Source organism: Amycolatopsis sp. NPDC004378 (assembly GCF_053602455.1).
In genome coordinates this window covers 43,808-70,222 of sequence record NZ_JBSGDR010000034.1, presented here as the reverse complement: position 1 = coordinate 70,222, position 26,415 = coordinate 43,808, and the positions used below count along the sequence as shown (strand labels likewise).

Annotated in this window: 23 protein-coding genes and 4 pseudogenes; 9 read left to right on the top strand and 18 right to left on the bottom strand. The window is 67.9% G+C overall.

The features are described 5' to 3' along the window. Positions 1 to 111: 111 nt before the first annotated feature. The 11 genes and pseudogenes from ACWEN0_RS46425 to ACWEN0_RS46375 all read right to left on the bottom strand — a co-directional run. Positions 112 to 246, bottom strand: a pseudogene (locus ACWEN0_RS46425) (IS110 family transposase); the annotation flags it as partial. Positions 247 to 375: 129 nt separating this feature from the next. Continuing rightward, positions 376 to 1,803 (bottom strand): group II intron reverse transcriptase/maturase, encoded by a 1,428-nt coding sequence (gene ltrA, locus ACWEN0_RS46420; RefSeq protein WP_451987950.1) that lies wholly within the window; start codon positions 1,801 to 1,803, stop codon positions 376 to 378. A gap of 606 nt (positions 1,804 to 2,409) precedes the next feature. Further along, positions 2,410 to 2,661: pseudogene (locus ACWEN0_RS46415) on the bottom strand (IS110 family transposase); the annotation flags it as partial. A 54-nt stretch (positions 2,662 to 2,715) separates the two neighbouring features. Continuing rightward, positions 2,716 to 3,366 carry a transposase gene (locus tag ACWEN0_RS46410; RefSeq protein ID WP_451987948.1) on the bottom strand — a complete coding sequence of 217 codons (651 nt, stop codon included), beginning with the start codon at positions 3,364 to 3,366 and terminating at the stop codon, positions 2,716 to 2,718. 96 nt (positions 3,367 to 3,462) lie between these two features. Further along, positions 3,463 to 4,866 (bottom strand): putative Ig domain-containing protein, encoded by a 1,404-nt coding sequence (locus tag ACWEN0_RS46405; RefSeq protein WP_451987946.1) that lies wholly within the window; start codon positions 4,864 to 4,866, stop codon positions 3,463 to 3,465. Positions 4,867 to 5,280: 414 nt separating this feature from the next. Further along, a complete protein-coding gene (locus tag ACWEN0_RS46400) occupies positions 5,281 to 7,143 on the bottom strand; it encodes an exo-alpha-sialidase (protein ID WP_451987956.1) in 1,863 nt (620 codons plus the stop codon). A 155-nt stretch (positions 7,144 to 7,298) separates the two neighbouring features. Next, positions 7,299 to 8,558 carry a hypothetical protein gene (locus ACWEN0_RS46395; protein ID WP_451987944.1) on the bottom strand — a complete coding sequence of 420 codons (1,260 nt, stop codon included), beginning with the start codon at positions 8,556 to 8,558 and terminating at the stop codon, positions 7,299 to 7,301. 141 nt (positions 8,559 to 8,699) lie between these two features. Next, positions 8,700 to 9,044, bottom strand: coding sequence for a hypothetical protein (locus ACWEN0_RS46390; RefSeq protein WP_451987942.1), 345 nt, complete (start codon positions 9,042 to 9,044; stop codon positions 8,700 to 8,702). 54 nt (positions 9,045 to 9,098) lie between these two features. After that, positions 9,099 to 9,671 (bottom strand): hypothetical protein, encoded by a 573-nt coding sequence (locus ACWEN0_RS46385; RefSeq protein ID WP_451987940.1) that lies wholly within the window; start codon positions 9,669 to 9,671, stop codon positions 9,099 to 9,101. A 396-nt stretch (positions 9,672 to 10,067) separates the two neighbouring features. Beyond that, positions 10,068 to 10,367, bottom strand: coding sequence for a hypothetical protein (locus ACWEN0_RS46380; protein ID WP_451987938.1), 300 nt, complete (start codon positions 10,365 to 10,367; stop codon positions 10,068 to 10,070). 324 nt (positions 10,368 to 10,691) lie between these two features. Then, on the bottom strand, positions 10,692 to 12,131 hold the full coding sequence (locus ACWEN0_RS46375) for a sialidase family protein (RefSeq protein WP_451987936.1): 1,440 nt from the start codon (positions 12,129 to 12,131) through the stop codon (positions 10,692 to 10,694). A 307-nt stretch (positions 12,132 to 12,438) separates the two neighbouring features. Here ACWEN0_RS46375 and ACWEN0_RS46370 point away from each other — a divergent pair, with 307 nt between their 5' ends. Continuing rightward, positions 12,439 to 14,340, top strand: coding sequence for a sialidase family protein (locus tag ACWEN0_RS46370; protein WP_451987934.1), 1,902 nt, complete (start codon positions 12,439 to 12,441; stop codon positions 14,338 to 14,340). 398 nt (positions 14,341 to 14,738) lie between these two features. Then, entirely contained in the window at positions 14,739 to 15,203 is a 465-nt protein-coding gene (locus ACWEN0_RS46365; protein ID WP_451987932.1) for a hypothetical protein, read from the top strand. A gap of 307 nt (positions 15,204 to 15,510) precedes the next feature. Here the strand turns inward: ACWEN0_RS46365 and ACWEN0_RS46360 are convergent. After that, a protein-coding gene (locus tag ACWEN0_RS46360) for an IS5 family transposase (protein WP_451987930.1) occupies positions 15,511 to 16,288 on the bottom strand; the annotation gives its coding sequence in 2 pieces (ribosomal slippage) (positions 15,511 to 15,594 and positions 15,596 to 16,288; 777 coding nt in all). A 204-nt stretch (positions 16,289 to 16,492) separates the two neighbouring features. Next, a pseudogene (locus ACWEN0_RS46355) lies at positions 16,493 to 17,300 on the bottom strand (IS256 family transposase); the annotation flags it as partial. A gap of 137 nt (positions 17,301 to 17,437) precedes the next feature. Between ACWEN0_RS46355 and ACWEN0_RS46350 the strand changes: the two are divergent. Beyond that, entirely contained in the window at positions 17,438 to 17,626 is a 189-nt protein-coding gene (locus ACWEN0_RS46350) for a helix-turn-helix domain-containing protein (RefSeq protein WP_451987928.1), read from the top strand. 248 nt (positions 17,627 to 17,874) lie between these two features. On the opposite strand, the gene ACWEN0_RS46345 is transcribed toward ACWEN0_RS46350, so the two are convergent. Together ACWEN0_RS46345 and ACWEN0_RS46340 are read right to left on the bottom strand one after the other, a co-directional pair. After that, the gene (locus tag ACWEN0_RS46345) at positions 17,875 to 18,498 is read right to left on the bottom strand and encodes a hypothetical protein (protein WP_451987926.1); all 624 of its coding nucleotides are present in this window, start codon (positions 18,496 to 18,498) and stop codon (positions 17,875 to 17,877) included. 5 nt (positions 18,499 to 18,503) lie between these two features. Continuing rightward, positions 18,504 to 18,887: an RIP homotypic interaction motif-containing protein gene (locus tag ACWEN0_RS46340; protein WP_451987924.1), complete on the bottom strand. Its 384-nt coding sequence runs from the start codon at positions 18,885 to 18,887 to the stop codon at positions 18,504 to 18,506. A gap of 446 nt (positions 18,888 to 19,333) precedes the next feature. Between ACWEN0_RS46340 and ACWEN0_RS46335 the strand changes: the two genes are divergently transcribed. The 3 genes from ACWEN0_RS46335 to ACWEN0_RS46325 all read left to right on the top strand — a co-directional run bounded on the left by ACWEN0_RS46335 (position 19,334) and on the right by ACWEN0_RS46325 (position 20,710). Beyond that, positions 19,334 to 19,807, top strand: a complete 474-nt coding sequence (locus ACWEN0_RS46335) for a hypothetical protein (RefSeq protein WP_451987922.1) — start codon at positions 19,334 to 19,336, stop codon at positions 19,805 to 19,807. Positions 19,808 to 19,932: 125 nt separating this feature from the next. Further along, a complete protein-coding gene (locus ACWEN0_RS46330; RefSeq protein WP_451987920.1) occupies positions 19,933 to 20,049 on the top strand; it encodes an Lsr2 family DNA-binding protein in 117 nt (38 codons plus the stop codon). Between the two features lie 460 nt (positions 20,050 to 20,509). Further along, positions 20,510 to 20,710, top strand: coding sequence for a hypothetical protein (locus ACWEN0_RS46325; RefSeq protein WP_451987918.1), 201 nt, complete (start codon positions 20,510 to 20,512; stop codon positions 20,708 to 20,710). Positions 20,711 to 20,802: 92 nt separating this feature from the next. Here the strand turns inward: ACWEN0_RS46325 and ACWEN0_RS46320 are convergent, their stop codons facing one another. After that, positions 20,803 to 21,525, bottom strand: a complete 723-nt coding sequence (locus tag ACWEN0_RS46320; RefSeq protein WP_451987916.1) for a GntR family transcriptional regulator — start codon at positions 21,523 to 21,525, stop codon at positions 20,803 to 20,805. A 24-nt stretch (positions 21,526 to 21,549) separates the two neighbouring features. After that, complete coding sequence (locus ACWEN0_RS46315) at positions 21,550 to 22,083, bottom strand: GntR family transcriptional regulator (RefSeq protein ID WP_451987914.1); 534 nt, start codon at positions 22,081 to 22,083, stop codon at positions 21,550 to 21,552. Between the two features lie 156 nt (positions 22,084 to 22,239). Between ACWEN0_RS46315 and tgmA the strand changes: the two genes are divergently transcribed. Genes tgmA through ACWEN0_RS46300 form a run of 3 tightly spaced genes read left to right on the top strand, consistent with a single transcriptional unit; the run spans position 22,240 to position 24,670 of the window. Further along, positions 22,240 to 22,569, top strand: a complete 330-nt coding sequence (gene tgmA, locus ACWEN0_RS46310) for a putative ATP-grasp-modified RiPP (RefSeq protein WP_451987912.1) — start codon at positions 22,240 to 22,242, stop codon at positions 22,567 to 22,569. Continuing rightward, on the top strand, positions 22,569 to 23,522 hold the full coding sequence (gene tgmB / locus ACWEN0_RS46305; protein WP_451987910.1) for an ATP-grasp ribosomal peptide maturase: 954 nt from the start codon (positions 22,569 to 22,571) through the stop codon (positions 23,520 to 23,522). Before tgmA ends, tgmB begins: the two co-directional genes overlap by 1 nt. Beyond that, positions 23,519 to 24,670 (top strand): methyltransferase domain-containing protein, encoded by a 1,152-nt coding sequence (locus tag ACWEN0_RS46300; RefSeq protein WP_451987908.1) that lies wholly within the window; start codon positions 23,519 to 23,521, stop codon positions 24,668 to 24,670. The genes tgmB and ACWEN0_RS46300 overlap by 4 nt, the downstream gene beginning before the upstream one ends. A gap of 772 nt (positions 24,671 to 25,442) precedes the next feature. Here the strand turns inward: ACWEN0_RS46300 and ACWEN0_RS46295 are convergent. After that, a pseudogene (locus tag ACWEN0_RS46295) lies at positions 25,443 to 26,360 on the bottom strand (Wadjet anti-phage system protein JetD domain-containing protein); the annotation flags it as partial. Between the last annotated feature and the right edge of the window lie 55 nt (positions 26,361 to 26,415).

Here is a 26,415-nt window from a genome sequence, read left to right as displayed (position 1 = left end):
ACCCCCCGGATCATGGGTTCGACTGGGGGCGCAAATCATGCCGGGCCTGGTGACCACAGCTCCTTGATCAGGAACTACGAAAACGGTAACGGGGGTGTCCCTATGGGGTTGTCAAGCCGCCGCGGGGGCCGGAGTTGGTTCGGGGTGGCGATAGTGGGTGCCGTTGCGCAGCATCGCGTAGAGGACGTCGCAACGGCGGCGGGCCAGGCAGATCAGCGCGGCGTTGTGCTTCTTGCCCTCGGCCCGGTTGGGTCGGCCCGAGGCGCGGTGCCGGTCTTTCGACTGGTCCGTTTCCTCGGGCCGCCCGCCGAACCCGGCGTGCCCATTGCTGAGCACCGGGCTCTCCACAAGTCCCGGCGGGGTGGCCGGTGGTCCTCAGCTCGCGGCGGTCCACGGTGTCGGGATCTTCGTCCCTCGGTAGCGGTAGCGGATGATCCGCATCCGGCCGGGGTCGAAGAGGTAGAACTGTCCGTCGGTGGGCCACCATTCGCCGCCGCAGAAGCGGCGTCGAAGTTCCTTCCAGGTGATCTTGCGGTGTTTGCGCCTGATCCATCCCATTACCCGTTCCCAGGCGTACTTGGACAGGTACTGAAATGTCGAGGCGGACACCCCGACCCGGAAGTAGGTGGCCCAGCCCCGCAGCACCGGGTTGAGCCGGCGCAGCAGGGCCGCCAAGGGTTCGTTGTTGTTCTGCCGGCAGATCATCTTGACCTTGGCCATGACGGCCTTGAGGGCTTTCTTGGCCGGATAGGTGTAGATGTACTGCCTGTCAGTGCCTCGCTTGCGGTGGCGCTGGATGCGCCAGCCGAGGAAGTCGAGGCCCTCGTCGATGTGGGTGATCATCGTCTTGGCTTCCGACAGGCGCAGGCCCATCGGCGCCAGGACCGCCGCCACCACGTCACGCGCTTGTTCGGCGTGCTCGCGGTCGCCGGACACCATGACCAGGAAGTCATCCGCGTACCGGATCAGCCGGTAGTTGGCCTGGCCCCGCCGCCGTCGTTTCTGGCGTTCCCACTCGCGGGTGGCCGGGCCGCCCTCGACCTGGGCGAAGTACTCGTCCAGGACCGACAGGGCGATGTTGGCCAGCAGCGGCGAGAGGATGCCTCCCTGCGGAGTGCCGGTCTCGGTGTTCCTGAACTGCCGGTCTTGATTGAAGATGCCAGCCTTCAGGAACGCCTTCACCAGGCCCAGCACGCGTTTGTCTCCGACACGACGGCGCACCCGGTCCATCAGGGCCGTGTGGTCGATCATGTCGAAGCATGCCTCGATATCGCCCTCGACCACCCACTCGTAGGAGTGTTTGGCCAGGAACCATGTCTCGGCGATCGCGTCCTGCGCCCGTCGTCCGGAGCGGAACCCGTAGGAACACGGGTGGAAATCCGCCTCGAAAATCGGCTCCAACACCAGCTTCAGGGCCGCCTGGACCACCCGGTCGGCCGTGGTCGGGATGCCCAAGCGACGCAACTTGCCGTTCGCCTTCGGGATCATCCGTTCCCGGACCGGAACCGGGCGGAAGCTGCGCTGCTTGAGCTGGCAGCGAAGCTGGTCGAGGAACTCCTCGATCCCGGTAGCGGCTTCGATGTAGCGGGCGGTCTTGCCGTCCACTCCGGCCGTGCGCGACCCCTTGTTGCTCCGCACTCGATCCCATGCCACCAAAAGGAAAGCAGGGTCGGTGACGAGGTTGAACAGATCGTCGAACCGGCGATGAGGATCGTCGGTCGCCCATCGGTGCAGTTTGGTCTGGATCTCCAGTACCCGGCGCTCGGCCCAGTACAGGACCGATTCCGGATCGCGGGTGTTCACCCGTGGCCTCCCGGCATTCCAGCATCCTCCTTGCTGACTTGCTGGTCTCCTTCTCCATGTGCCGGGCTTTCCCCGGCTCGGAGTACTACGAGACCTCCGTCCCGCCCCACGCCCATCGGTCGGCAACGGACCTGCCCGCCGCCGGGCTGGCTGCCCAGCGGGGAGGGCGAGCGAGGGCGGTTCCCACGTTCACTCGGTGTTCGATTGGCCAGGCAGGCACCCAGCTCTACCCCGGCAGCATCGCCACGCCTACGCCGCAGACTGTCAGCGTGGCCTCCTCGCCACTTGGGAAACATGGCTTCGGAGTCGATTCCCTCGCAAAACAGGAACCGCGCACTGCATCCCGGCCCGCATCCGCCAGGTTGGAGCCGGTACGACACTTACGGGGCGTCAACCACTGGTTTGCTTGCGCTGTACCCTCTGGCCTCGCTAGCCGGACCCGCACCATCTGGCAGTGCTGGCGCGTCCCGACGTTGTCGAAGCTGCTTCCCGCCCTCCCCGGCGTTCCCCGGATCAGGCTGCTCCCAGCTTTAGCCCGGCCGCTGCGACGGCCGGGCGGCGAAGGTCTCTCACCTCCACTCGAACATCAAGCGCCTCGTGGCGCACTTTGCGGTCGTAGTAAGCCCGGCTGGTCGGATCCGACAGGGCGGCGAACGCGGCGAGGAAGAACGCCCGTTTGAGCTGGCGGTTGCCGGTCCGGGCGGGATGCTCGCCCTTGATGCTGGTGCCGGAGCTGCGGGTAACCGGGGCGATGCCGGCGTAGGCGGCCAGGTGTCCGGCAGTCTTGAAGTTGGAGGCGTCGCCGACCTCGAGCAGGATGCGGGCTGCGGTCCTGGCGCCGATGCCGGGCATCGAGACCTCCGACCTTGCTAACTGTCAAGCCGCGACCGGCTCTGTGGGCGAAGCAGTCGGCTAGTGGAAGGCCTTGGCCTCGTCGTAGTTCTGTACTGTTTGGAGCCAGTGGTAGAGCTGGCCGAGCATGCGGTTGAACAGGTGCCGCAGCGAGGTGGAGTGGCGGTCGCCGTGGTCACGACGACGTCGGTAGTGGACCTTGGCGGGCTCGCAGTGCGTGGCGGCGATGAAGGCCCAGAGCCAGCCGACCGCGGCGAGGCGGTCGTTCTTGATCCGTCGGTAGCTGACGGAGATCGAGCGGCCGGACGCGCGGGTGATGGGTGCGGATCCGGCGTAGGCCTTGAGCGCGCGGGCGTCGGCGAACCGGGCGCGGTCGTCGCCGAGCTCGGCCAGGACGCGGGCGCCGGTGGAGTCGGCCAGGCCCGGGAAGCTGGTGATGATCGCGTAGTCCGGGTGCTCGCGGAACGCGTCCGAGGCCGCCGCCCCGAGCTCTTCGACGCCGGCGCAGGCGGCATTGAGCGTGGCGAGCAGCGCGAGGGCCTGGCGGCCGAAGGCGTCTTCGACGAGTGTGGGCTGGCGCAGCTGCGCCACTCGCAGTGCCGCCTTGATGTCCGCGGCGGTCCGGTCGATGTAGCGGGTGCGACCGGCGCGGCGCAGGGCTGCGGCGATGCGGGCTTTCGACAGCGTTCCCGTCGGGCCGCCCAGCGACATCACCTGGGTCGCCCAAGCGAACTCGCAGATCTTCCACGGCGACTACGCCGGTATCGCTGCCACCCTGCGGTGTCGGGTCACCGCGGCGGGGTCAGGTCAGCTGACGGTGAGGGTGGTGTCGTCCAGGACGAAGGAGGTCTGCTTGGTGTAGTCCTCGGTTCCGGTGAACTTCAGCGTGATGGTCTGACCGCCGTATGCCGAGAGATCGGTGCTGTGCTGGGTGTACCCGGCGGCGGCGTCCTTGTTGGAGTAGGTCGCCGGCGTGGCTAACACGGTGCCCGCGCTGTCGAGGATCTGGACTGTCAGGGTGTCGTAGGCACCGGTGGTCGGCTCGGCGGTGTCGATGTGCAGCCAGTAGCTGAGGCTGTAGGTCGCGCAGCCGGCGGGCAGGGTGACCTGCTGCGAGACGGCGTCGGTGTGGGTGGCGCCGTAGCCGTCCAGCCAGGCGTCCCAGCTGCCCGAATGGGCCGGTTCGGAAGAGCTGTTGTTGAGGATCCCGGCCGACGCCGACCACGGAGCGGCCGCACCGGTTTCGAAGCCGGGGTTGCCCAGCAGCTGCTGCGTGGTGCATCCGCCGCCCGCGGGCGCGGTGGTCCAGCTGAACGAGGTCGATCCGGACGGGCCTGTCGAGTCGGTGGCAGTCACCGTCACCGAACTTGTCCCCACGGTCGTGGGAGTACCCGAGATCAGTCCGGTCGCGGTGTTGATCGACAAGCCGGCGGGCAGGCCGGTCGCGGCGTAGGACAGGCTGCCGCCGGCGGTGTCGGTGGCGGAGATCTGCAGGCTGGCCGGTTGCCCGGCGGTGCCGGTCTGGTTGCCGGGGTTGGTCACCGAGACGCTGCCCCCGCTGCCGGTGCCGAACTGGATGTCGAGGACGGCGTGCAGCTCGATGCCGTTGGGGGCGACGCCGGTCTGGCCATGCAGGAAGTCGAAGAACCCGACGCCGGTCACGGTCACGGGCACGTTCGCGGTCTGGAAGCTGCCGGTCGGGGTGTACTTGGCATTGACCTCCGTGCGGGCCTTCTGGATGCTCGAGAGCAGCGGGCTTCCCGAGCCGACGCAGGCCGGGTCGGGAACTTCGACGATCATCGTGTGCCCGGAGCTGTCGGCCAGGACGAGGTGGTAGTCCGAGTCGGACTCCAGCTTGTACTCGGTTAGCGTGGCCTGCAGCCGGTACACGGTGGTCTCCGTCGGCTGGATCCGGTTGTTGGCCGGCAGGCTGGCTGGCTTCGCCAGCCCGGTCAACGTCGCGATCGTCGTCGGGGTCGTGGACTGCAGGGTGATCTTGCCCGCGTCGGCGTCTGTGCCGGTCTTGACCGACCAGCGCTCCACCCCACAACTCGCGGCCGTCGCGGCCGGCTGCGGGACGAGGACCTCGTGCTCGACTCCGTCGGCCTCTTCCGAATCCCCGGAGGCGGAGCCGATCGGTGCCGTGAACGACAGCCAGGACAGGCCCACGGCGAGGACTGCCGCGAGACGGATGAGTTTTCCACGCTGCATGGGGACTCCCGGGAAGAGACGACGATCAGGCGATGTCGATCGAAACCATGGGGACCGAAGAAACAGGAGAATGTGGACACAAACGACAATGGGTGGCCGACTGGTCACCTGACAGTCTGACCCGGGTCGGGAATAGGCACACCTCCACGGAGGTGAACGATCAGTGACACGTCGACAGGGTGGCTTCGTACGCCGATAAGGCTAACCACCGAAATGAATTGTCCATTGTGGAAATGGTTAGCGGACGGTCAATCACTGGACCGTTCGGCGCAGGCCGTTCGTTCTGGACCGGTGCAGCGACACATGCGGCACCCTTCGGGATTCACCGGCCTGCTATGCCCGGATTGCGTGAAAAGGGTGGGTGTGTCACCACAACCGCGGTGACACACCCACCCCGGGACTGTCGTCGGGCTACTAGTGGGCGACGGGCAGGCCGGCGCGGCGTGCTGTCGCGCTCAGCTCCGTCCGGGCGCCGGCAGCACTGGCGCGTGCGGTGCCGCCGGTGATCGCGAGCGGCCCACCGGTGTTCAGTGCCTGGTTCAGGGAGCTGCCCGAGGGTGCCTGCCCGACGGCGAACGCGCCGATGGCTTTGCCGCCGATGACGGAGGTGGAGATGTAGTCACCGACCATCGCCCCGCCGGCCTGGGCCAGCCACGACAGTGACATCGGCCCGGCCAGGGTCTGTGGGGTGCTCCAGGTGGCGCCGCCGGTGGTGCTGGAGATGAATCCGACCTCGAGCTGGCAGGTCGAGGTCGAGCATCCGGCGTTGGGGTAGAAGTAGTACGTGAGGCCGAGCTTGGCGGTGGTGCCGGAAGTGCTGCGGTCGACGCCGAGGCCGGGGGTGAAGTGGTCGACGCCGCTGGCGGTGGCGTCGATCGGGATCCGGGTCACCGCGGACCAGCTGGTCCCGTTGGCCGAGGTGGCCAGCACGATGTCGTTGGCGGTGCAGCCTGAGCGGAACCGGCAGTCGTCCCACACGACGTAGACGGTGCCGGACGCGTCGATTTCCGCGCTGGGCAACGGTTCGGCCCGCATCCCGGTCACCGCGTGGTCGGAGCTGGTGGCCACGGCGACGCTGGCGTTCCAGGAGGACCCGCCGGTGGTGGAGGTGAACGCGCGGATCGCGCTCTGGTTCGCGGAGTAGGGCACGACGACGGTGCCGTTGGGCTGGATCACCGGCTGCCCGCCGAGCCCGGAGGGGGTGTCGGCCGGGGTCTTCTCCGAGGACCAGGTTTGGCCGCCGTCGGTGCTGGTGACCATGACGATCCGGTTGCCGCTGCTGGTGATGTCGACTTCGGCGTAGCAGTTGCCGTAGTGCGGGCTGGCGGTCGTGTTGTCGCAGGCGATCCATTCCTTGTCGTAGTCGGCGGTGTTGTTGCCGGCGGCGATGACCGGGTTCGACCAGGTCAGCCCGTCCGGGGAGCGGGAGATGGACACGCCGCGGCCGGCGACGTTGGCGTCGATGAACAGCCCGGACACCAGCCAGGTGCCGTGTTTCGCGTCGTAGGCCACCGACGGGTCCGACACCCGGGCCCACTGTCCGTTCGCGACGGTGGTGATGCCGGGCAGGAATCCGTGCTGCCAGGTGGTTCCGCCGTCGGTGGAGGTGGCCCAGCCGATGTTGTCCGCGCCGCCGTCGGAGTAGCGGCCGACCTGGGTGGCGGCGACCACCGTGTTGCCCCAGGCGAAGGTGTCCGGTTCCGCTTCGGTCGCGTGCTGCGCGCCGGCGGTGGTGTAGGGGTCGGTGCTGATCTGGATCGACCCGCCCGGCGGCGGGGGTGTGCTGCCGCTGAGGGTGACGTCGTCGTAGAGGGTGTAGGTCGCGTCGCCGGGGTAGTTGTCGTCGTGGCTGGCGAGGGTGAGGGTGTAGCTGTGCCCAGCGGTGACCGTGGCGGTGACCTCCCTCCAGCCGGCGCTGTTGGTGCACGTCTTGGCCAGCGGCGTGGTGGTCGTGCCGGTTGTGGTGTCCTTGAGGGTGACTGTGGCCCAGTCGTAGGTGAGGGTGTCCGGGCAGGTCACGTTGTACCAGAACGACAGTTGCGTCGATCCGCTCGGGACGGTGAAGGTCTGGGCGATCGAGGAGTCACCGGAGGGTGAGGTCGAGCCGACCCGGGCGGCGTACGTGCCGCCGTGTGCTCCGGAGTTCACCACGGAGGCGGTGCCGGTGGCGGTCCATCCGGTGAGGGTGCCGGACTCGAAGTCTCCGTTGGAGACGGCTGAGGCGTGCGGGCTGACCGCCGGGGCGGCGATCGCGGACGTAGGAACTGCCGCGAGCATCACGGTCGCGGCGAGGGCGGGGAATAAGCGTATCCGGGCCATTCTCGGGCTCCTGAAAGACGAATTCGGCTGGACGGATGTGCTTGGTGGCTGCCGCCGCGACGGGCACTCGGCGGTGCTCGCCGCGGCGGCAGCAGTCCTCATCGGCGGGGTCTTCAGCTGAGCTTGACGTCGTCGAACAGGGTGTAGGTCGCGTCGCCGGGGTAGTTGTCGTCGTGGCTGGACAGGGTGAGGGTGTAGCTGTGCCCGGCGGTGACCGCGACGGTGATCTGCTTCCAGCCCGCACCGCTGGTGCAGGTCTTGGCCAGCGGGGTGCTGGTCGTGCCGCCGGTGTTGTCCTTCAGCGTGGCCGTGGCCCAGTCATAGGTGAGTGTGTCCGGGCAGGTCACGTTGTACCAGAAGGAAAGTTGCGTCACTCCACTCGGGACAGTGAAGGTCTGGGCGATCGACGAGTCACCCGAGGGTGAGGTCGAACCGACCCGGGCGGCGTCGGTGCCGCCGTGCGCCCCGGAGCTCACCACCGTGGTGGTGCCTGCCGAGGTCCAGCCGGTCAGCGCGCCGGTCTCGAAGTCACCATTGGTGATCCCGCCTCCGCTGCGGCCGGTCACCGTGAGGGAATAGCTCGTGGTGTGCGAGACCGTGCCTTCGGTTCCGGTGATCGTGATCGGGTAGGTTCCGGCCGGGGTGGACCCGGTCGTGGAGATCGTCAGGGTGGAACTGGAGCCGGCGGTCACCGATGCCGGGGTGAACGACGCGCTCGCGCCGGACGGCAGTCCGGTGGCCGAGAACGACACGCTGCCCGCCGACCCGGCCGTGACCGCGGTGCTGATGGTCGAGGTGGCCGACGAACCCGCGGCGACCGTCCCCGAAGTGGGGCTGGCCGAGAGCGAGAAGTCGTTGGTCGCCGTGCCGCCGCACCCGGGCAGGGTCAGGGAGGCGTTGCGGGTCTTCCACACCCGGGCGCCGGTGGTGGCGAGGTATTCGTGGGTGTACCAGAACGTGCAGCCGTCGGCCGGGTCCACACTCATCGAGGAGTAGTCGCCCCACCGGGAGTAGGTCGTCTGCGACCCCGTGCCGGCCACGATCGTCGACTCCGCCTGGGTCATCTGCCCCAGCGTGTCCCCGGCCAGCCGTCCGGTGAACCGGATCTGCGGGTTGATCGAGGAACTGGACGCGGTGTAGCCGAGGGCGATGTTGCCGGCCTGGTCCATCGCCAGCGACCCGAGCCAGCGGTAGGTCGAGTCCGGTGCGTAGGTGCCCTGCTGGAACACCGTCGGGTTCCCACCGCTGCCCAGCCGGAGTTCGTACCAGCGTTCCCCGACCGAGGATCCGGCGGTGACCGACTGGCTGGTGACCAGTGACTGGTGGTCACCGAAGTTGCGGTACGCCAGCCGGAACATCAGGCGATCCGACAAGGAATCCAGCGTCTGGGAGGTGCCCTTCTGCGGCACGCAGGTTCCGCTGCTGCCGCACGCGGGTGTGTAGGAGGCGACGGTCAGCGTGCTGGGGCCGGTGAAGGTGGTGTTGGCGGTGTTGGCCCAGTCGACGTGGAATCGCTAGTAGGCCAGCGTGGTGCTGGTGGTGCCCATCGCCAGCTGGACGTTGTCCGCACCGGACGGGGGTGCGGTGGTGCCGTCCACATCGGCGGCGAGAACGCCACCGTAGGCGTTGGACGTGGTGAAGCACTGCTGGGTGGCGGTGGTGCCGGCGAGCATGCTCGCCCGGTCCATAGCGCAGCTTTCGGCGCCGAAGAAGGTGGTGCCGGCGCCGTTGAACATGTTGTAGGTGACGTAGTAGGCGTCCGGCCAGACCGAGAGCTTCGGGTAGTCCGGGAAGTTGCTGTACTGGAAGGAATAGCGGTTGTAGGCGCCGGTCGCGTCCGAGGTCTGTGACACCGCCACGCACTCGTAGTACGGTCCCGCCGTGGAACGGACGTTGGCGAACTGGGTGATTACTCACCGGTTCGCCAAGCTGTCATAGCGGACCACGGCGTCGCCGTCGTCGGTGCTTTCGCAGTAGCCGCCGAACCCGGAGAACAGCGTGTTGGTGTTCGCCGGGCCGTACTGGGTGGTGCCGGTCTTGGAGAACACCGCGAACCCGCTGTTCACGATCTCCACCACCTGGGTCGCGCCGACCGCGGAGTTCGGGTCCGGCGGCACCCCGCCGAGGTTGAACGAACCGCCCGGGCCGGAGAACCCGGTGCCCAGCCCGTCGAAACTGGCACCAACACTCGCGGCACGCGTGCCCGCGCTGCTCTGCACCACCGGATCCTGGGCGTGCGCACGGGAATGCGGCAGCGACCCCACGGCCTCGCTCTCCCCGTCGCCGGCGGTTGTCGCCTTGGGTGCCATCGACCGCAACGCCGGAGACACGTCGTGATGCTGCTCCGGGATGACCTTCGGCGTGCGCTGCGCCGCGGCCGGCGACGAGGGCGGCGGCGCCGCCGCAGCCGCACCGGGCACGCCGACCAACGCGGCCGCGGCCAGCACCACTCCCGCGCACAGGGTCCGGGCCAGCCGGGTTCTCATGCCACGCCCCTCAGGGTCGCGACGGCACCGGCCGGGCTGAGCGTCGGCAAAGGACATCCAGACATGGGAACTCCCAATCACAAGGCAGGGAAACGAGAGACAGGCGGCTCGAAGTGAGCGAACTATAAGCAGGAAGACTGCCTGCGAAAACCTACTTTCGTCGGCGTCCGGCAGTCCGTTCTCAGGCCGCAACAACCCACTACTCCACTTGCCTCACACCGCGAAGATCATTACCCACCACACACTGTGCCTGATTTGTCCTTGATTAAGGGAAGTTTACCCAGCCTGACCTGCGCCAAGGAATGGGCAAAGCCATACATGATTCGAATCGACATCGACTCATTTGTCTCGAAATTGCCACCTGTCGACAAATTGTATTCCGGGGCTGCAGGTCGATCAGGCGATGACGGTAATGGTCAGCAGCCACCGCAGGCGCGACAAGCCAGGCCGCGGAAGGCCGTTCGGTTCGTCCTGGTGGGCCGTGGCGCTGACGGTGGCTCCGCCCGGCCGGAGTGCGGTCACGGTCGTGTAGGTGATGCCTTTCCTGATCGAGCCCGAGCGGCCCGACGCCGGCGACCTGCGGATCGGAGCTGGACGGCAGCTCCAATGCTCCGGATCCACTGGCGGCATGGCCAGGACGATCGTGCCGCCGACGTGGAGACAAATCCGCTCGGCCGGGGCCGATCCGGCGCCCACCGGAGGGTCCTCTCCCCGATTGCGCAGTCGCCCCCCTCGCCCGGAGAAGCCGAAGTGGATGATCCGGTCGATGCTGGCGGCATCGTGGATGTACCCGGGCTGGGTTGCAGGCCTTCGGTGCCGCGTGTGTCACCGCCGCGGTCAATGCTCGTCAACACGATCAAGGCCCCGAGCCCCGCCAAGATCACCAGTGCCGCCAGGACGATCGTCGCTGTGCGCCGTCGGGATACCGGCACCTCCGGCCGTTCAGGACTTCGAGCCCCACAGGCCTCCCGCTGGTGAGCCCGATGTCCTGGCGCGGACGTCGGGCTCACCACGGGAGCGTCAGAACGCCGTGGCCAGGCCGGCCGATTGGCCGGTCACCGACGCTTCGATCGGGGTGGCCGCGCGGGCGGCGCCCCCGGCGATCGGCAGGCCGCCGGTCGGTGCGAACATCCCCATGGCGAACGTCGAACCGCTCGGTGCCGACGCGATCGGCACGACTGGGAAGGCGTTGCCGCCACTGCGCACCGAGGTGGAGATGTAGTCGCCGAACATGCGGCCCTGGGAGGTGTTCGGGATCCAGGACAGGGTTATCGGCCCGGCGACCTGGGTGGCGGTGCTCCAGCTGGTGCCGCCGTTGGCCGAGGAGATGAACCCGACGTTGAGCTGGCAGGTCGCCGCGGTGCAGGTGGCCGTCGGATAGAAGTAGTAGGTCAGGCCGATCCGCGCACTGGCGCCCGAAGTCGAGGCGTCGACGCCGATGCCCGGGACGAAGTGGTCGACGGTGCTGGCGGTGGCGTCGATCGGCACTCGGGCCGGGGCGCTCCAGGTGGTTCCGTTGACCGACCTGCTCAGCACGATGTCGTTGCTCGGGCAGCCGGAACGGAACCGGCAGTCCGACCAGACCACGTAGACGGTGCCGGCCGAGTCGACCTCCGCGCTGGGAAGCGCTCCGGAGCGAAGGCCGCCGGCGACGGTGTGGTGACTGATGCTCGAGACCTGCATGGTGTTGCCCCAGCTCGCTCCGCCGTTGGTGGAGCGGAACGAGCGGATCTGGCCGTTGAGCGACTGGTAGGGCACCACCACGGTGCCGTCGGCCCGGACCACCGGCTGGCCGCCGAGCCCGGTGTGCTGTCCTCCAGGTGCGCGGGCCGGCCCCCAGGTGGCGCCGCCGTCGCTGGAGGTCTGCATCCGGATCGAGTCGCCGGAGCTGGTGATGTCGTATTCGGTGTAGCAGTTGCCGAAGAACGGGCTGGCCGCGATGTTGTCGCAGACGATCCAGTTCTTGTCCAGCGACCCGGTCGCGACGGTGATCGGGTTGCCGAAGCTCGTGCCGCCGTTGTTGGAGCGGCTGGTGAACACCGGGTTGCCGGTCGGGCAGTTGACGCCGAGCGAGGAAATGAGCCAGACGTTGTGTTTGGCGTCGAACGCGACCGCGGCGTCACTGATCTGGCCGCACGGGCCGCCGGAGTTGGCGGTGGTGCCGGGCAGGAAGCCTTGGGTCCAGGTGGCGCCGCCGTTGGTGGAGGTGGCGAAGCCGATGTTGGAGGAGCCGCCGCCGAACACCCGCCCGACCTGGAACGCCGAGACGATGTTGTTGCCGAAGGAGAACGTGTCGGGTTCCACCTCCGTCCGGTGCTGGGCCTGGGCGTCGGTGAACGGGTCGGAGCTGACCTGGGTCACCGCGACGTTCGCCGACGCGGGCGTCGCCGCGACCAGCAGCCCGCCGACCACGGCGGCCGGAAGCAGCGCGGCGGTCGAGATTCTTCGGGAAAGAGACATGGCGCTATCACCTTCTTCGGTGAGCACGGGGCGGGCAGCCGGGATGACCGGCCGCAGGCCATGACGACTACCGATCCAGCCACACGGCCCGGCGTTCGCGGTCCCCGCTGGACCGATCCAGCACTTTCGGACGGAGCCGAACGGCGGACCTTTTAGCCGTATGTTAACCAAGTCCACAGTGGATATTCCAAATCGCGGTAACGATCACGCCGGATCCGTAGACGATACCTCCGGCGCACCAAGGCACGATTCCCGTGTGGCTGGTCGCACATCCCGACATTCCGGGCCCAAGCAAAGGGAGCACGCGATGAGGCGTCAGGCCCACCGTTCCACACTTCCCGCAATCGCCGTCACGATCCTCAGCGCCGCGGCGCTCGGCGTGTTCGCCGCGCCGGCCGCGATCGCCCAGCCGTTCGGTTACAACCAGCTCACCGCGATCCAGCAGCGCCACGTTTCCGGTCTGCTCTCGACGGTCCTCAACGGTGAGGATCCGGCGAACATCGCTCGGCGCGCGGTGCCGAACACCGCCAGACCGGCCGCGCCGGCACCGTGTGCGAACCAGTTCGGGGCGAACGTCAAGGTCAACCAGAACTGCCTCAACGTCTCCGACGCCGACCTGCAGGGCCGCGCGCAGGCGCAGAACGAGACCTGGGCCGCGGCTGACCCGAACAACCCCGACCACGTGATCGCCACCTACAACGACTACCGGCGCGGCGATGGCACCTGCGGCGTCTCCTACTCCCTTGACGGCGCCCGCAGCTGGGCCGACGCCACCACCCCGAACGGCTTCAGCCGCGGCGCCGACTTCGGCGGCGCACCGCGGGAATACTGGCAAAGCGGCGGCGACACCTCGGTCGCCTGGGACTCCCGCGGCAACGCCTACCTGTCGTGTCAGGTCTTCAACCGCGGCGCCGCCACCTCACCGAACCCCGACCAGTCGAGCGCCTTCCTGGTGTTCCGCTCCACCGGCACCAACGGCGCCTCCTGGAACTTCCCCGGCCGTCCCGTCGCCACCCACGACGACACCGCCGGCGCCGGAGACTTCCTGCTCGACAAGCAACTGCTGACCGTCGACAACAACGTCCGCAGCCCCTTCCGCGACCACGTCTACGTCTCCTGGACGACCTTCGCCGCCGATGGCACCGGCTACATCTACGAGGCCTACTCCGCCGACTACGGTGAAACCTTCTCCGCGCCGGTGCTGGTCAGCGCCGACAGCGCCCTATGCCCGAACAACCTCGGCTTCCCGACCCCACACGGCCGGTGCAACCAGAACCAGGACTCCCAGCCGTTCGTCGGCCCCGACGGCGCCCTCTACGTCGTGTTCAACAACTTCAACAACGGCCTCGCGTCCCCGGCCGACAACCACAACCAGGTCCTGCTCGCCCGCTCCGCCGACGGCGGACAGACCTTCGCCCCGCCGGTACTGGTCGGCGCCTACAACGAACTCCCGGACTGCGCCACCTACCAGAACGGCCAAGACCCCGGCCGCGCCTGCATCCCGGAAAAGGGACCGTCGGCCAACTCGATCTTCCGCGCCAGCAACTACCCGATCGGTGGCGTGGACCCGCGGCACCCCAACCGGATCCTCGTCACCTACGGCTCCTACCTCAACCGCAACTCGAACGAAACCACCGGCTGCGCACCGGCCGGGTTCAACCCGGCCACCGGCATCAACCTCTACACCGGCGTCAAGAACGGCACCTGCAACAACGACATCGTACTGTCCACATCGGTCAACTCCGGTTCGTCCTTTGCCGGGGGCAGCACCGACGTGCGGCAGCTGCCGGTCGTGACCACCGCGGCCGGACAGTCCCGCACCGACCAGTTCTGGCAGGGCGCGGCGTTCGGTCCGGACGGCAGGTTCGTGGTCAGCTACTATGACCGCCAATACGGGTCCGACGAAACTACCGGCTTCTCCGACATCACCGCGTCCGCCATGGCCGGCGGAGGCTTCACACACACGCGCGCGACGTCGGGTAGCATGCCGCCGCCGACCCAGTTCAGCGGCACCTTCTACGGCGACTACGCCGGAATCGCCGTCACCAGCCGCGCCGCCTACCCGGTCTGGTCCGACACCCGGCCCGCCGACCTGTTCCTCTGCCCCGGCACCGGCACACCCGGCAACCCGCCACGGACCTGCCAGGCCGGTGCGCCCAACGCGTCGATCGCCAACGACGAGGACACCTACACCACCCGCATCGGCTAGGTCCGCACCACGCGAGCGAGCCCGACGTCCCCAGGGGGCGCCGGGCTCGCTCGCGTGGAGGCAGTGGTAACGATCCGGTGTCCGGGAATCGGTCTCCCCGCAGTCGGGTGAACCTTGGCGTTCAGATCATCAGGTCGGCAACTTCATCTGGTTCACCCACGGCATCGCCATCGGTACGGCGACTACTCCTCGGTATCGGTCGAGACCACCTGCACCGTCGTGATCGCCCAGCAGTATTTCGCCACCGGAGGCAACTGGAACACCCGGATCGGCCGTCTCAGCTTCTGCTGAACCCTGCCGCCGACCACGACCAGACGCCTCGGACCCGAGGCGTCCCGTCCGGCACGGCACGCCCGGGCCCGGCCGCACCGACCGGCGCACCAAAGACGGAGGCCACCATGCGACCCGCCCCGCTCCTGACGACACTGGCGACTCTGCTCGCCCTGACCGGCTGCGGAACCCCGGCAGAACAACCCGCGACCACGTCGTCCGGCCAGGGCACCGGGACGACCGTCGCGACCACGCACACCACCACAACCACGCCCACCCCGGCGGACCGCTGCGGACCACGCACTCTCACCGCAACCCCGTCCACGCCACCGGCCGCGCAATGCCTGACCGTCGGCGCCGTCCTGCGGATCCAGATGCCGGACTCACCCGCCCAACCCTGGAGCTGGCCCAGCAGCTCCGACGACTCGGTCCTGCGCTGCGCCGCACGCCAGCTGCCCCAGGGCGCGGCCGAAGCTGTCTGCTCCGGACGGCGCGCCGGCACCGCGACCGTCACGACCACGACCGGCCCGTTCGCCGGCGACCCCCACGGACCACCCCAGACACCATGGCAGGTCACGATCACCGTCCGCTGAGCCCAGATCCTCGAGCTGAGACGAGGCGCCTGTGCGCACCTAAACTGAGGTGGTCGCTGGCCAACTCGAGGCTGACCAGCAACAACCGCTCCTCGCTACTCGTCGACGGGACCGCCTGAAACAGCTGGATCAGCTCGTTGCTCTCGGGCAGCCGGCTCGATCACCCGCGTACCCGCTGCGCACATGCAGCCCTCCGATCACTGACTGCGCGCAGTCTCAAGTCTCGTGTCGAGTGACCTGCAGGTTCGGAGCGGCGTGTCGCTACTTAGAGCTTGTTTCATGTGGCGAGTTTGCGAAGCTTCTTGTGTCAGGTGAGGGCTGCGCCGAGGATGAGGCAGGCGAAGAAGTGCTCAGCTTTGCGTTCGTAGCGCAGGGTGAGGCGGCGATATCCGGGTGAGCCAGGCCATGGTGCGTTCGATGGCCGATCGGTGCTTGCCGAGTTTCTTGCTGGTTTCGATGCCTTTGCGGGCGATGCGGACCTTGATGCCGCGGTCGCGGACCCAGCGCCGCAGGCCTGGTTGGTCGTAGGCCTTGTCGGCGTGCAGTTTGGCGGGCTTGCGCTGGCGTGGGCCGCGCCGGGACTTGATCGCCGGGATCGCCATGACCAGGGGTTTGAGTGCGTGGATGTCGTGGGTGTTGGCCGCCGAGACGGCCACCGACAGCGGCAGCCCCGCTCGGTCGGACAAGGCGTGGATCTTCGAGCCGAGCGATCGACGGGGCTCCAACCGGTCAGAGATCCCCTTTTTGGCCCGCACGCAGGCACCGTCCACGATCGCGCGGCTCCAGTCGATGAGGCCCTGACTGCCGAGTTCATCCAGCACCGCATGATGCAACCGGCGCCAGAGCCCCTCTTTGGTCCTCTGGCTGAAGCGGCGGAGCGCGGTCTGAAACGGCACCCCGAACGACGGAGGCAGATCCCGCCACGCGCAGCCACTGGTCAGCGCATACACGATCGCCGTGAACACCGCACGAGCCGGCACCGGAGCCGTCCCGCCTTCTTGCGGACGCGGCCGGAATCCCGGAATCAACGGCTCAACCAGCTTCAACAAACTCGTCCGGCACCAAGCGCAGCGACAACCGATCAACCACGAGCAAGATCATGGCTCAGGAAGCATCAATCACCACGTAAGACACGCTCTAAGTCGATCGCAGCTCCCAAGCTGATCAGCACGACGATCGGCGACGGGCATCTGTCGGAAGCCGGCCGCGCCGATGTCCAGTTCGAGTCGCAGCACTTACCGCAGGCGGGGGTCTGTCAAACGAGCGGTGTAACTCGGGTTGAACGGGGACTACTTGTGTCCGGCGGCCAGGCGGCCGTCGAAGGTGATCTCGAACGCGTTCAGCACGGGTTTCCACCGCATCGTCCAGCGTTTGCGGCCGGCGCCGGTCGGGTCCAGGCTCATGATCGCCATGTAGACGCACTTGAGCGCGGCCTGCTCATTCGGGAAGTGACCGCGGGCCTTCACAGCGCGGCGGATGCGGGCGTTGGCGCTCTCGATCGCGTTGGTCGAGCAGATCACTCGCCGGATCTCCGGGTCGAAGGCCAGGAACGGCACGAACTCCGCCCAGGCGTTGTCCCACAACCGCACGATCGCCGGATACCGGCCACCCCAAGTCTCGGAAAACTCAGCGAACCGCTCCCGCGCGGCGGCCTCCGTGGCTGGCGGTGTAGACCGGCTTGAGGGCCTTGGCGATGGCGTCCCAGAGCTGACGGCCGGCATAGCGGAAACTGTTGCGCAGCAAGTGCACGATGCAGGTCTGGGTGATCATCTGCGGCCAGACGGCGGTGATCGCGTCCGGCAGGCCAGTCAGCCCGTCGCAGACGACCATGAGCACGTCGGTGACACCGCGGTTCTTCAGTTCGGTGAGCACGTGCAGCCAGTACTTGGCGCCCTCGCCGCCGTCCCCGGCCCACAAACCGAGGATGTCGCGGCGGCCCTCGCAGGTCACCGCCAGCGCGACATAGATCGGCCGGTTGGCGACCTGCCCGTCACGGATCTTGACGTGGATCGCGTCGATGAAAATCACCGGATACACCGCTTGGCTTCTACTGGTCGTTGCGAATCCTGACGGGACGGGATTCGTATGCCGAGATACGCGCCGAACAAGATGCCGGCGGCGGTCAAGCGCCGTTACTTCCAGCTGATCCGGACGGGAATGTCGGGTGCGGCGGCCGCCGAGCGGGTCGGTGTGTCGCTCAGCTGCGGATCGTTGTGGTCATCGACGCTGGCCGGGTGACCTTCGTGGAGAAGCCGATCAGCTCGCGGTTCTTGAGCCAGGACGACCGGATCGAGATCGCCGACGGACTGCAGCGAGGTGAGGCGGTCAAGGTGACCGCCGCTCGGATCAGCAAGAGTTACCAGACCGTGTATCGGGAGATCAAGAGAAACCGCAAACCCGACGGCCGCTATCAGCCGTGGTAAGCGCACAATCAGGCCCACCTGCGCCGCCGACGCCCCAAACCCCGCAAGTGCGTCGTGCACTCCGGACTGCACGAAGCGGTGGCAGGCAAGTTGACCAAGCACTGGTCACCCGCGCAGATCAGCCGGTGGCTGCGCCGCCAGTACCCACGTCGGCCAGGCTGGCACCTCTGCACCGAAACGATCTACGAGGCGATCTACCGCGGCTTGATCGCCCCGGTCGGCCAGGCCGCGTTGCGCACCGGGCGCACCTACCGGCACCGTCGCGGCCGAGGCCGGACCCGCGATGGTGCCCTGAAGCTCGTGGTTGGTGGCCACAGCCCCGTCAGATCGCCGGGATCCTGCACGTCGTCGAGGACTATCAGCCACCGGCGCGCAGTCTGCTCCAGCCAGGTCAGAAACAGCTCGGCCATACGTGACGCATCCGTAGCGACCGGGCTGATCACGCGGGCTGCGGCGTCGGCGTAGCCGGTCAGCACCGATTCCCGGGAGGTCGCGGTGAGCCAGACCAGGAGGTCGATCGCGCCGGCGGCCCACTGCGACTCCGCGTGATACGCGGCGAGCTGGGTCTTGCCGACGCCGCCCAACCCGGACAAAACGCGGATCGGCGATTCCGCAGCCTCTGATACGGCATCGTGCTCCGTGCGCACCCCGCGCTCGCGCAGGGATCGCGGTTGGAAGCAATTCGCCGCCAGTGGCACGACGCCGACCCGGATCGGCCACGCGAAAGGTTCGGGTCGCGGCAGGTGGAGGTACTGGACGTTGCCGTCGCCGATCTGGACGCCGGTCCCGCTCTCGACGATCGCGGCGTACCGGGCCCTGTCGTCTGCGCGGGGCAGCTGGTACTCCGCTCCGGCCGAGTCGTCGGGCGGCATGCTGGCTACCGGTCGCTTGAGCCGATGTACTGGATGTTGCCGTCACCGACCTGGACTCCCTGCGAGTCACGGACTTTCACCGTGTACTTCGAGGTCTCGGTCCCAGGCGTCTCCACCAACGACAACAGGTCGCGCGCCGCCGCCAGCAGAGCTGCGTCGTCGACAACATTGACGGCACGCAGGACCGCTACCAGGTCTTCCCGCCGGTTGTCTGGATCGGCTGCATGTGCCTCGACCATCGAGACAGCGGCCGGGTCTTTGCCGTCTCGGATCAGGCGGGCCCGGACAGCAGTAACCAAGCCTCGATAGGCATCCTTCACCGCCGACGTGGCGGTGTCTTTCATTCCGGCGGCCGCGCCCGCCGCCAACGCCGTCACAACCAGATCCACAGCCTCTATCGACACCGCGAATACCCCCAAAGTGGGCAAAACCCGTCCTAGACCGCTACTCAATCAGTGTCTACTAAACAGGCGCTCTAGCACCACGCAATCAGAGCACTACTTTGGGTAGTCATCTTGATGGTCTCGACCGCCTCTTATCGCCCAATCAGAAGCTTGCTGCACGGGCCCGGACACCACACCGAACGTCACCGCCAGAGTGGAGCCCGGCCCCATCGTCGGACGCGAGTGCAGCCAAGGTCTCACGCCCGTGCCGGTGCACCTTGAGGCCAGACTCGCGCCACCAACACCCGTGAGGTCGTCGCGCCGACTCGAAGCTGTTGCCGCAACGTCTCCGCCGAGATGGGACGGCCGTGCCGTCGCCAATGTTCGGCGTCTGCACGACGCGCCCGCTCCACGAGCTCTACCTCAGGGGAGATCGAGCTCCTGGGAGTCGCGTGATCTGCACCGAAGACGCCCTCTCGCACCAGTTCGCCGCAGCCATCATGCGACGTTGCGATCGGGACATGCTGATGGGCTGCAGGTTCGTCGAAGCAGGCGGCGCGGACCAGGTTCGGCAGGCTGTACGGATACTGCGGGAAGGGGGTCTGAAATCAGTTGGCCTTACCGATGGCGACATGGCCGATGCCGGGAAGAACGGTGTCCTGACACTTCCGGGCGGCGACGCACCCGAGCGTGTGATCTTCAACGATCCCGCCGTCATCAAGTTTTTCGCGGATGTCCACGACCTGGCGTTGCCGGAGCTCATGGTGACCGTGACCGACCATCACGAGATAGCTGATGCCGTCGGAAAACGCTTGGGCCTCGACAAAGCAGTCGTCCACGCCCTCGCTTCCGACGCCTACGTCGCCGACCGGCCTGTCGATGAGTTCCGGCCTTGCATGACCTTCCTGAAGACGGAACTGCGCTGAACCGGGGAGGCAATCCGGCGACGACGTCGGCCGCGAGTACCCGGCCCTGCGCCCGCAGAGCCGCGAACCGAAGGTGGCCGCAGAAGTAGTCCACTGCGGACTCGGACACCGCATCCCCAAGTTCGATGTCCGACCAGTCGACGACCACCACGTACGACCGCGACCGCAACCAGCAAATCCTCGCCTGGGCCAACTCGAACAGATATGAGGTCCCCGACCGGGGACGTCTCTCTCCGAAGTGATCTCGGCCTACGAGCAGGCTCAAGTGGCGGAGGCGGAAGAACCGGCGCCGAGGAAGCGCGCACCGCGACGGAAGAAGTCCCCCGCCTGAGCCTGACCACGATGGCCAGCAGATCACTGGGGAGAGATCACCGCTGCAGTCCTGCCGGTGGCGAGGAGATGTCACCCTCGCCACCGGCAGAGGCCCTTCACCTTCGGACGCCGCCCGCCGGATCTCGACGTCGGGGTAAACAAGCTTGTTGAGCACGCCGGTCACCGACTTGCGCCCCTCCACGCTCATCACCATCTTCCAGAACTCCGGGTCCGTGCCGAACCGGACCCGCAGCCCGACGACCGGCTTCGGCACCCACCCGTGCGCCGGCCACACCCGCCCGAGCTGCTGCGCGAACGCCAGCACTGTCTGAGGCGAGGGATCGAAGCCAGCGGTCGGCAACAGACCGAACCGGACACGGAGCGGAGGTGGTGGGAACGAAGGTGTCGGTGGAGGACGAAGACCGCGATCAGGATCGCGACCGCGGCGGTGGTCACCCACCAGAACGCGCCACTCGCGAGGAGGTCGCCCATACGGAGCGCCTCCGGCGCACTGTGTTCCAGCACGGCCTGGCGGCCATGCGTGCCGGGGAACATGTCGGCATTCGCATCAAGCTCCAAATCATCCACTGACCAGGGAATTCGACGACGCCCCAGCGCCGAGCCAACATGCCGCCAACGTCAACCCCGACGCTCGTACACCACGATGGCAGGGCAAGCCTGGATCAGAGGGATCTGATCTCCTGCCGGTACAGCAGTTCGTACTGGTGCGCACCTTTGATGAGGACCGACGCCTCAACGGGCCGCTGGTCATCGGTGTAGATCGTGCGCAACTGCCGGATCACCGGAGTGCCCTCAGGCAGCTCCAGCGCCTCAGCTTCCTCGACCGTCGGCGCCCGCGCCGAAATCCGGTCGACAAATCCCCGTTGCGGAAACCCCAGATCCACCAGCACCTGCGGCGCACCACGCCGAATCCTCGCGCGCCCAGCCAATCCGGTACCCGCCGCGATGCTCAACGGATAGTACGAAACTGACAGCTCCACCGGCCGTTCATCGTGGACAAGAACCCTCCGCCGCACGATCGCCCTCGCCCCGGATTCCAACCCCAACGCCTCGACGACATCGGCCGGCGGATCCACCTCCTCGACCGCGACCAGCTGGTACCGGAACTTGCCCGGTTCGGGTGCGATGTAGGCGGAGGCGTCGATGACGAACGGCTGCCGATCTCTGACGTAGACACCTTTGCCGACGCGGCTGTCGAGGAACCCCTCGGCCTTCAGCGTCGACAGCGCACGCTGGATCGTGGCATTCGCCGCCGCATACCGGGCAACAAGCTCCGCGGTCGACGGCAGCTGCGCGCCAGGCGGAAGGTCGCCGCGCATGATCCGGTCGCGCAGGTCCGCGGCGATCTGCTGATGGCGCGGCCGGACATCACGGGCCCGGGACAAGTCCGACTCCTCGAAGCACGGTGATCACGGGGTCAGCTCGTAGCGTAGGCGCCGCCCCTCGGCGACCATCGTCATGACGCTCGCCTCGACCGCGACGTCGTCCTGGTCGTAGAGCACCCGCGACAGCTGCAACACACACGCCAGGTCGTCCAGCTGCAACTCGACACGCTCCTCGGCAGTCGCCAAGCGGGCGACGACGTCCTCACGGACCCGCCGCGGCTGATGCCCAAGCTCGGCCAGCAACGCTACGGCACCACCCCGGATCTTCCGGGCTTCCGCGAGCCGGGTGCCGCGGGCGATCGCGACGGGGTAATAGGACTCGACCAGCTCAACCGGACGATCGTCGAAGAGCATGACGCGTCGCCGGACGATCACCGGATCACTCGCGTCGAGGCCAAGCATGTCGGCGATCGGTGCCGGCGCCGGCACCTCGCCGACTTCCCCGAGCCGCTGGGTGCCGGTGCCGCCGTGCTGGGCAGCTTCGGCTCCCCACGCGTCACCTTTTCGGCCGCTCACGTAGGGCATCGAGACGCTCGTCCAGGCGCCGCCGCCAGCCATATGCCGCACTCCTTCAGTGCCGGTGCATCGTCCGTTCGACCCTAGCCCGACCTGCAGGCCGCACGGTCGCGCAACACCGAGAGTCTTGTCACCTTTCGCATATCGCAGTAAGGTTTCGTAGCAGATCGATTACTCAAAGCAATCGTGGAGGGACTCATGGACGTCACCATCGACCGGGCACCACACGCCGACCCGCTCGCACCAGCCAGCGCCCAGTTCGCCCTGACCGGAACGACCTTCACCGACCGCCGCGACGACGTGGCCTCCCCGGCCGGCACGCGCCCGTTCGGCTTGCGACGCGCCCTCCCCGCGGGCCCCGGGGTCGTCCTCCCCGCGTGGCGCTACGACCGGCAGGTTCAGAAGGCGGTCGACGTGACCGGCCGGCCGCTGATCGACTTGCCCCGGATGGGGCCGCCCACCGCGAACACCACCTCGAGCGTCGACGGCGAAGACGGCCCCAGCGCCGAGGACTGGATCAACGACTGATGACCGTGCTGATCCTCGCCGCCGAGCACGACTTCAGCGCCGATCGCATGGTCGCGGCTCTCGAACGCCGAGAGGTGCCGGTGGCGCGGATCGACACCGCCTGGTTCCCCCAGCAGGCGACCATCGACGCCCGCCTCCGGGACGGTCGCTGGGTCGGCACCCTGACCACTGGCGAGCGGATCATCTCCCTCGAGGAGGTGCGGTCGGTCTGGTATCGCAGCCCGTCGGCCTTCGTCTTCCCCGCGGCGTTGTCGGCGACGGAGCGGCACTGGGCGATGAGCGAGTCGAAGCTCGGCGTTGGCGGCGTCCTGGCGTCGTTGCCCGCGCTGTGGATCAACCACCCGGCCCGCAACGCCGACGCCGCCTACAAACCGCTCCAACTGGCAACGGCGGCGCGATGCGGCCTGACCGTCACCGACACCCTGATCACCAACACCCCGGCATCGGTCCAGCAGTTCGCCGCCACCGGCGCAACGGTCACCAAAGCGCTCGGCGCGGCCGCGATCATCGAGGACGGCGGCCGCAAGACCACGTTCACCCACCTCCTCGACGCAGGCGACCTCGCCGACCTCCGCGGAGTCGAGGTCAGTGCCCACCAGTTCCAGCGCTGGGTCCCGAAGGCCTACGAGGCCCGCGTCATCGTGGTCGGTGACCAGGTGTTCACCGCGGCGATCCACGCGGGCAGCGCAGCCGCCTACCTGGACTGGCGCAACGACTACGCCGCCTTGCAATATGAGCAGATGCAGGCACCGAGCGAAGTGGTGGCCGGCGTGCTGGAGTACTGCATCGAGTTCGGCTTGCTCTACGGGGCGTTCGACTTCGTCATCCGCCCCGACGGCGAATGGGTGTTCCTCGAATGCAACGCAACCGGCCAGTACGGCTGGATCGAAGACGCCATCAACACCCCCATCACCGACACGATCGCCGACCTGCTTGCCAAGGGAACCGCATGACCGCCGTCGACTGGCAGCCACTGGCCCGACAGCTGGCCGACCAACTCGCCGAGGAAGACGTCCTGCACTCCCCGGCGTGGCGCGCCGCACTCGAGCAAACCCCGCGGCACCTGTTCGTCCCTGCGTTCCACACCCAGCAACCCGACGGCACCTGGATCACCACCGCCGAAGGCGACGACGGCTGGCTGGAAGCGGTCTACCAAAACACTCCCCTGGTCACCGCACTCGCCACCACGACCGACGGCCACCAAGTCACCGTCTCCTCCTCCACCAAACCCGGCCTGATGATCCGAATGCTCGAAAGACTCGAGATCCGCGACGAGCACCGAGTCCTCGAGATCGGCACCGGAACCGGCTACAACGCCGGGTTGCTCTGCCACCGCCTGGGCGCCACGCAGGTGTTCTCCGTCGACATCGGCACCGACTTGGTCACCACGGCCCGAGAGCGCCTCGCGACCCTCAGCCACACCCCGACCCTCGCCGCCACCGACGGCACCGACGGCTTGCCCCAGCACGGACCCTACGACCGGATCATCGCCACCTGCTCCGTCCCGGCGATCCCTTGGGCATGGGCGGAACAGCTCCGCCCCGGAGGCCTGCTGCTCGTCGACCTCAAACCCGCCATCCACGCGGGCAACCTCGTCTTGCTGAAGCGCTACGCGGACCGGCTCGAAGGCCGCTTCCTCCCGACCTGGGCCGGCTTCATGACGATCCGCAGCACCGACACGGCACCCCCGACGCTGCAGCCTGCCGGCGATCCGCCACACGGCACGCGATCGAAAACCGGACTCGACCCCCTGCCCTGGAACTCCCTTGTCCCCTGGCTCCTCGCTCAAGCAGAACTCCCGGCCGGCACCACGTTCGGCTACCGGGGCATGAGCGATACCGGCCCGGAATGGGCAACCTTCACCGCCCCTGACAGCTCATGGTGCTGCATCCGCATGCGCGCCGACGTCGAAGGACAGCGGGAAGTCCGCCAAGCAGGCCCGGCGCAGATCTGGAGTCGGGTCGAAGCCGCCACCGCGTCGTGGACCCGACTTGGCAAGCCGAGCTGGGACCGGCTCGGCCTCACCGTGCACCAAAACGGCTCGCATCGCGTTTGGCTCGACCACTCGGACAGCGACGTCCACTGGGACATGCGCAGCTGACAGCCGACGCCTTCATCGGAATGCCGACGGATTGTCGACGACTCTCGCCAAAGTAAGCGACGACCAACGAGATGGTCGAGCAGGCCGGGCTGTCGACAGTTCGGCATCCGACAGACGGAGTGCCGATCGTGCAGGGTACCTGCAACGGCGACCTATCCCAACGATGGGACTACGACGACGACCACATCTTCCAGATCCGCAACGCGGTCACGCTCAAGTGCTGGACGCCGCGGGGCGCAACACCAACCAGGTCCCGGTCATTCAGTGGCCCTGCTCCAGCCTCAGCAACCAGCGCTTCCAAACGAGCGGGGACCTGCCGGACCTCGTGAGCCTCGCTCGCGCGTCGCGGGCACGAACACCCACTGCCTCGACGTGCCCGGCGGCCTGGCGACCGAGGGCGCTGCGATGCAACTTTGGATACGCAACAGCACCCCCGCGCAGCCTTTCGGCGTGTTCCCCGTCTGACGAGCAAACCGCACGGCCGCGACGGCCCGCGCGGTCGTCGCAGCCGTGCGGTTGACCCGCGAAGCAGACTCAACTTCCGGCCTCAGCGGAAGCTGCAGGATCACCGGTCTCACCGATGTTCGCTCAACACGGCTTCGAGCTGGGCGGGGAGCGTGGGGAGCACCTCGGCGTAGAGCGTTTCCTGTTCGCAGCCGTGGCCGCTCGTGGCGATCGCGGAAGCCAGCTCGCGAAGGCTCGGCGGGCAGCCGGTGCGCAACGAAGCTGCCAGCTCGCGTCCCCGGGCGAGCTGGCCGGCGGACTGTTCGCGTTTCACCCCGTTCTGCCAGAGGGCGACGTCCATGCCGACCGCGCGGATCGGCCGGCGCACCCGCTCGGCGATGTCCGCGATGATCTTGATGCCGTCCGCGTCGAGGTCGCCCCAGGCGGCCAGCGGCAGGTCCAGGTTCTGGAGGAACTTGACCAGCCCGGTGCGGACGTAGCCCTGACCCCAGACACACAGCCACTTTTCCGCGACTTCCGGAATCTCGCAGACCCGTTGGAACGCCTCGAGGTTTTCGACGAGCAGCACACCGACGGCGTCGCACCGCGTGTAGCCCAGCGAGCGGATCCCGTGTGACGGAACGCTGAGCCACGGCCTGCAGGCCGCGGCGTCGGCGTCGGCGACGATGTCGTCGGACACCCAGGTCAGCGGGCCGCGCAGGCGGATCTCGGTGTCGGCCTCGTCGACCGCCTGCTCGAATGGCCGCCCGACCAGATTCTGGAATGCGATCTGGCGGGGCAGGGTCCAGCCCTTCGTGTTCTGCCAGGCCTGTCCGGCCAGTTCCTTGGCGGCCACCCGCTGCCCGGTAGCTGTGCTGCGATACCAGACGACTGCAGCGCGGACAGCGGCGTCGTAAACCGGCCAGCTCGTAGTGCGGCACCTCGAGCCGGAAGGGACGCGAAGGCCGGGTGACGGCGGGGAGGCCAGCAGCGCCTCATGTTCGCGGGCCAGCTCGGGAACACCTGCCGTGAGCGGGAGCAGATCCGCGTGAGCCGCCTTGGCTTCCTGCTCCTTGCGGGCGCGATCCGTCCGCAGCTCGGCTCGCCGGTCCGCGAGGTCGCCGCCTTTCAGGACGGCCAGGGTCTCGCGCAAGCCGAGTCCGGCGGTGACGCGGGTGCTCAACTCCCGTTCGAGCCGCGCCAGGGAGACGCGCTTCCGGCCAGAGGCGGTGGCGCTCCAGCGCATCAGCCAGCGGAGTGTCCCCAATTGCCCCGGGGTGAGGATGGCGAGGTCGAGTACC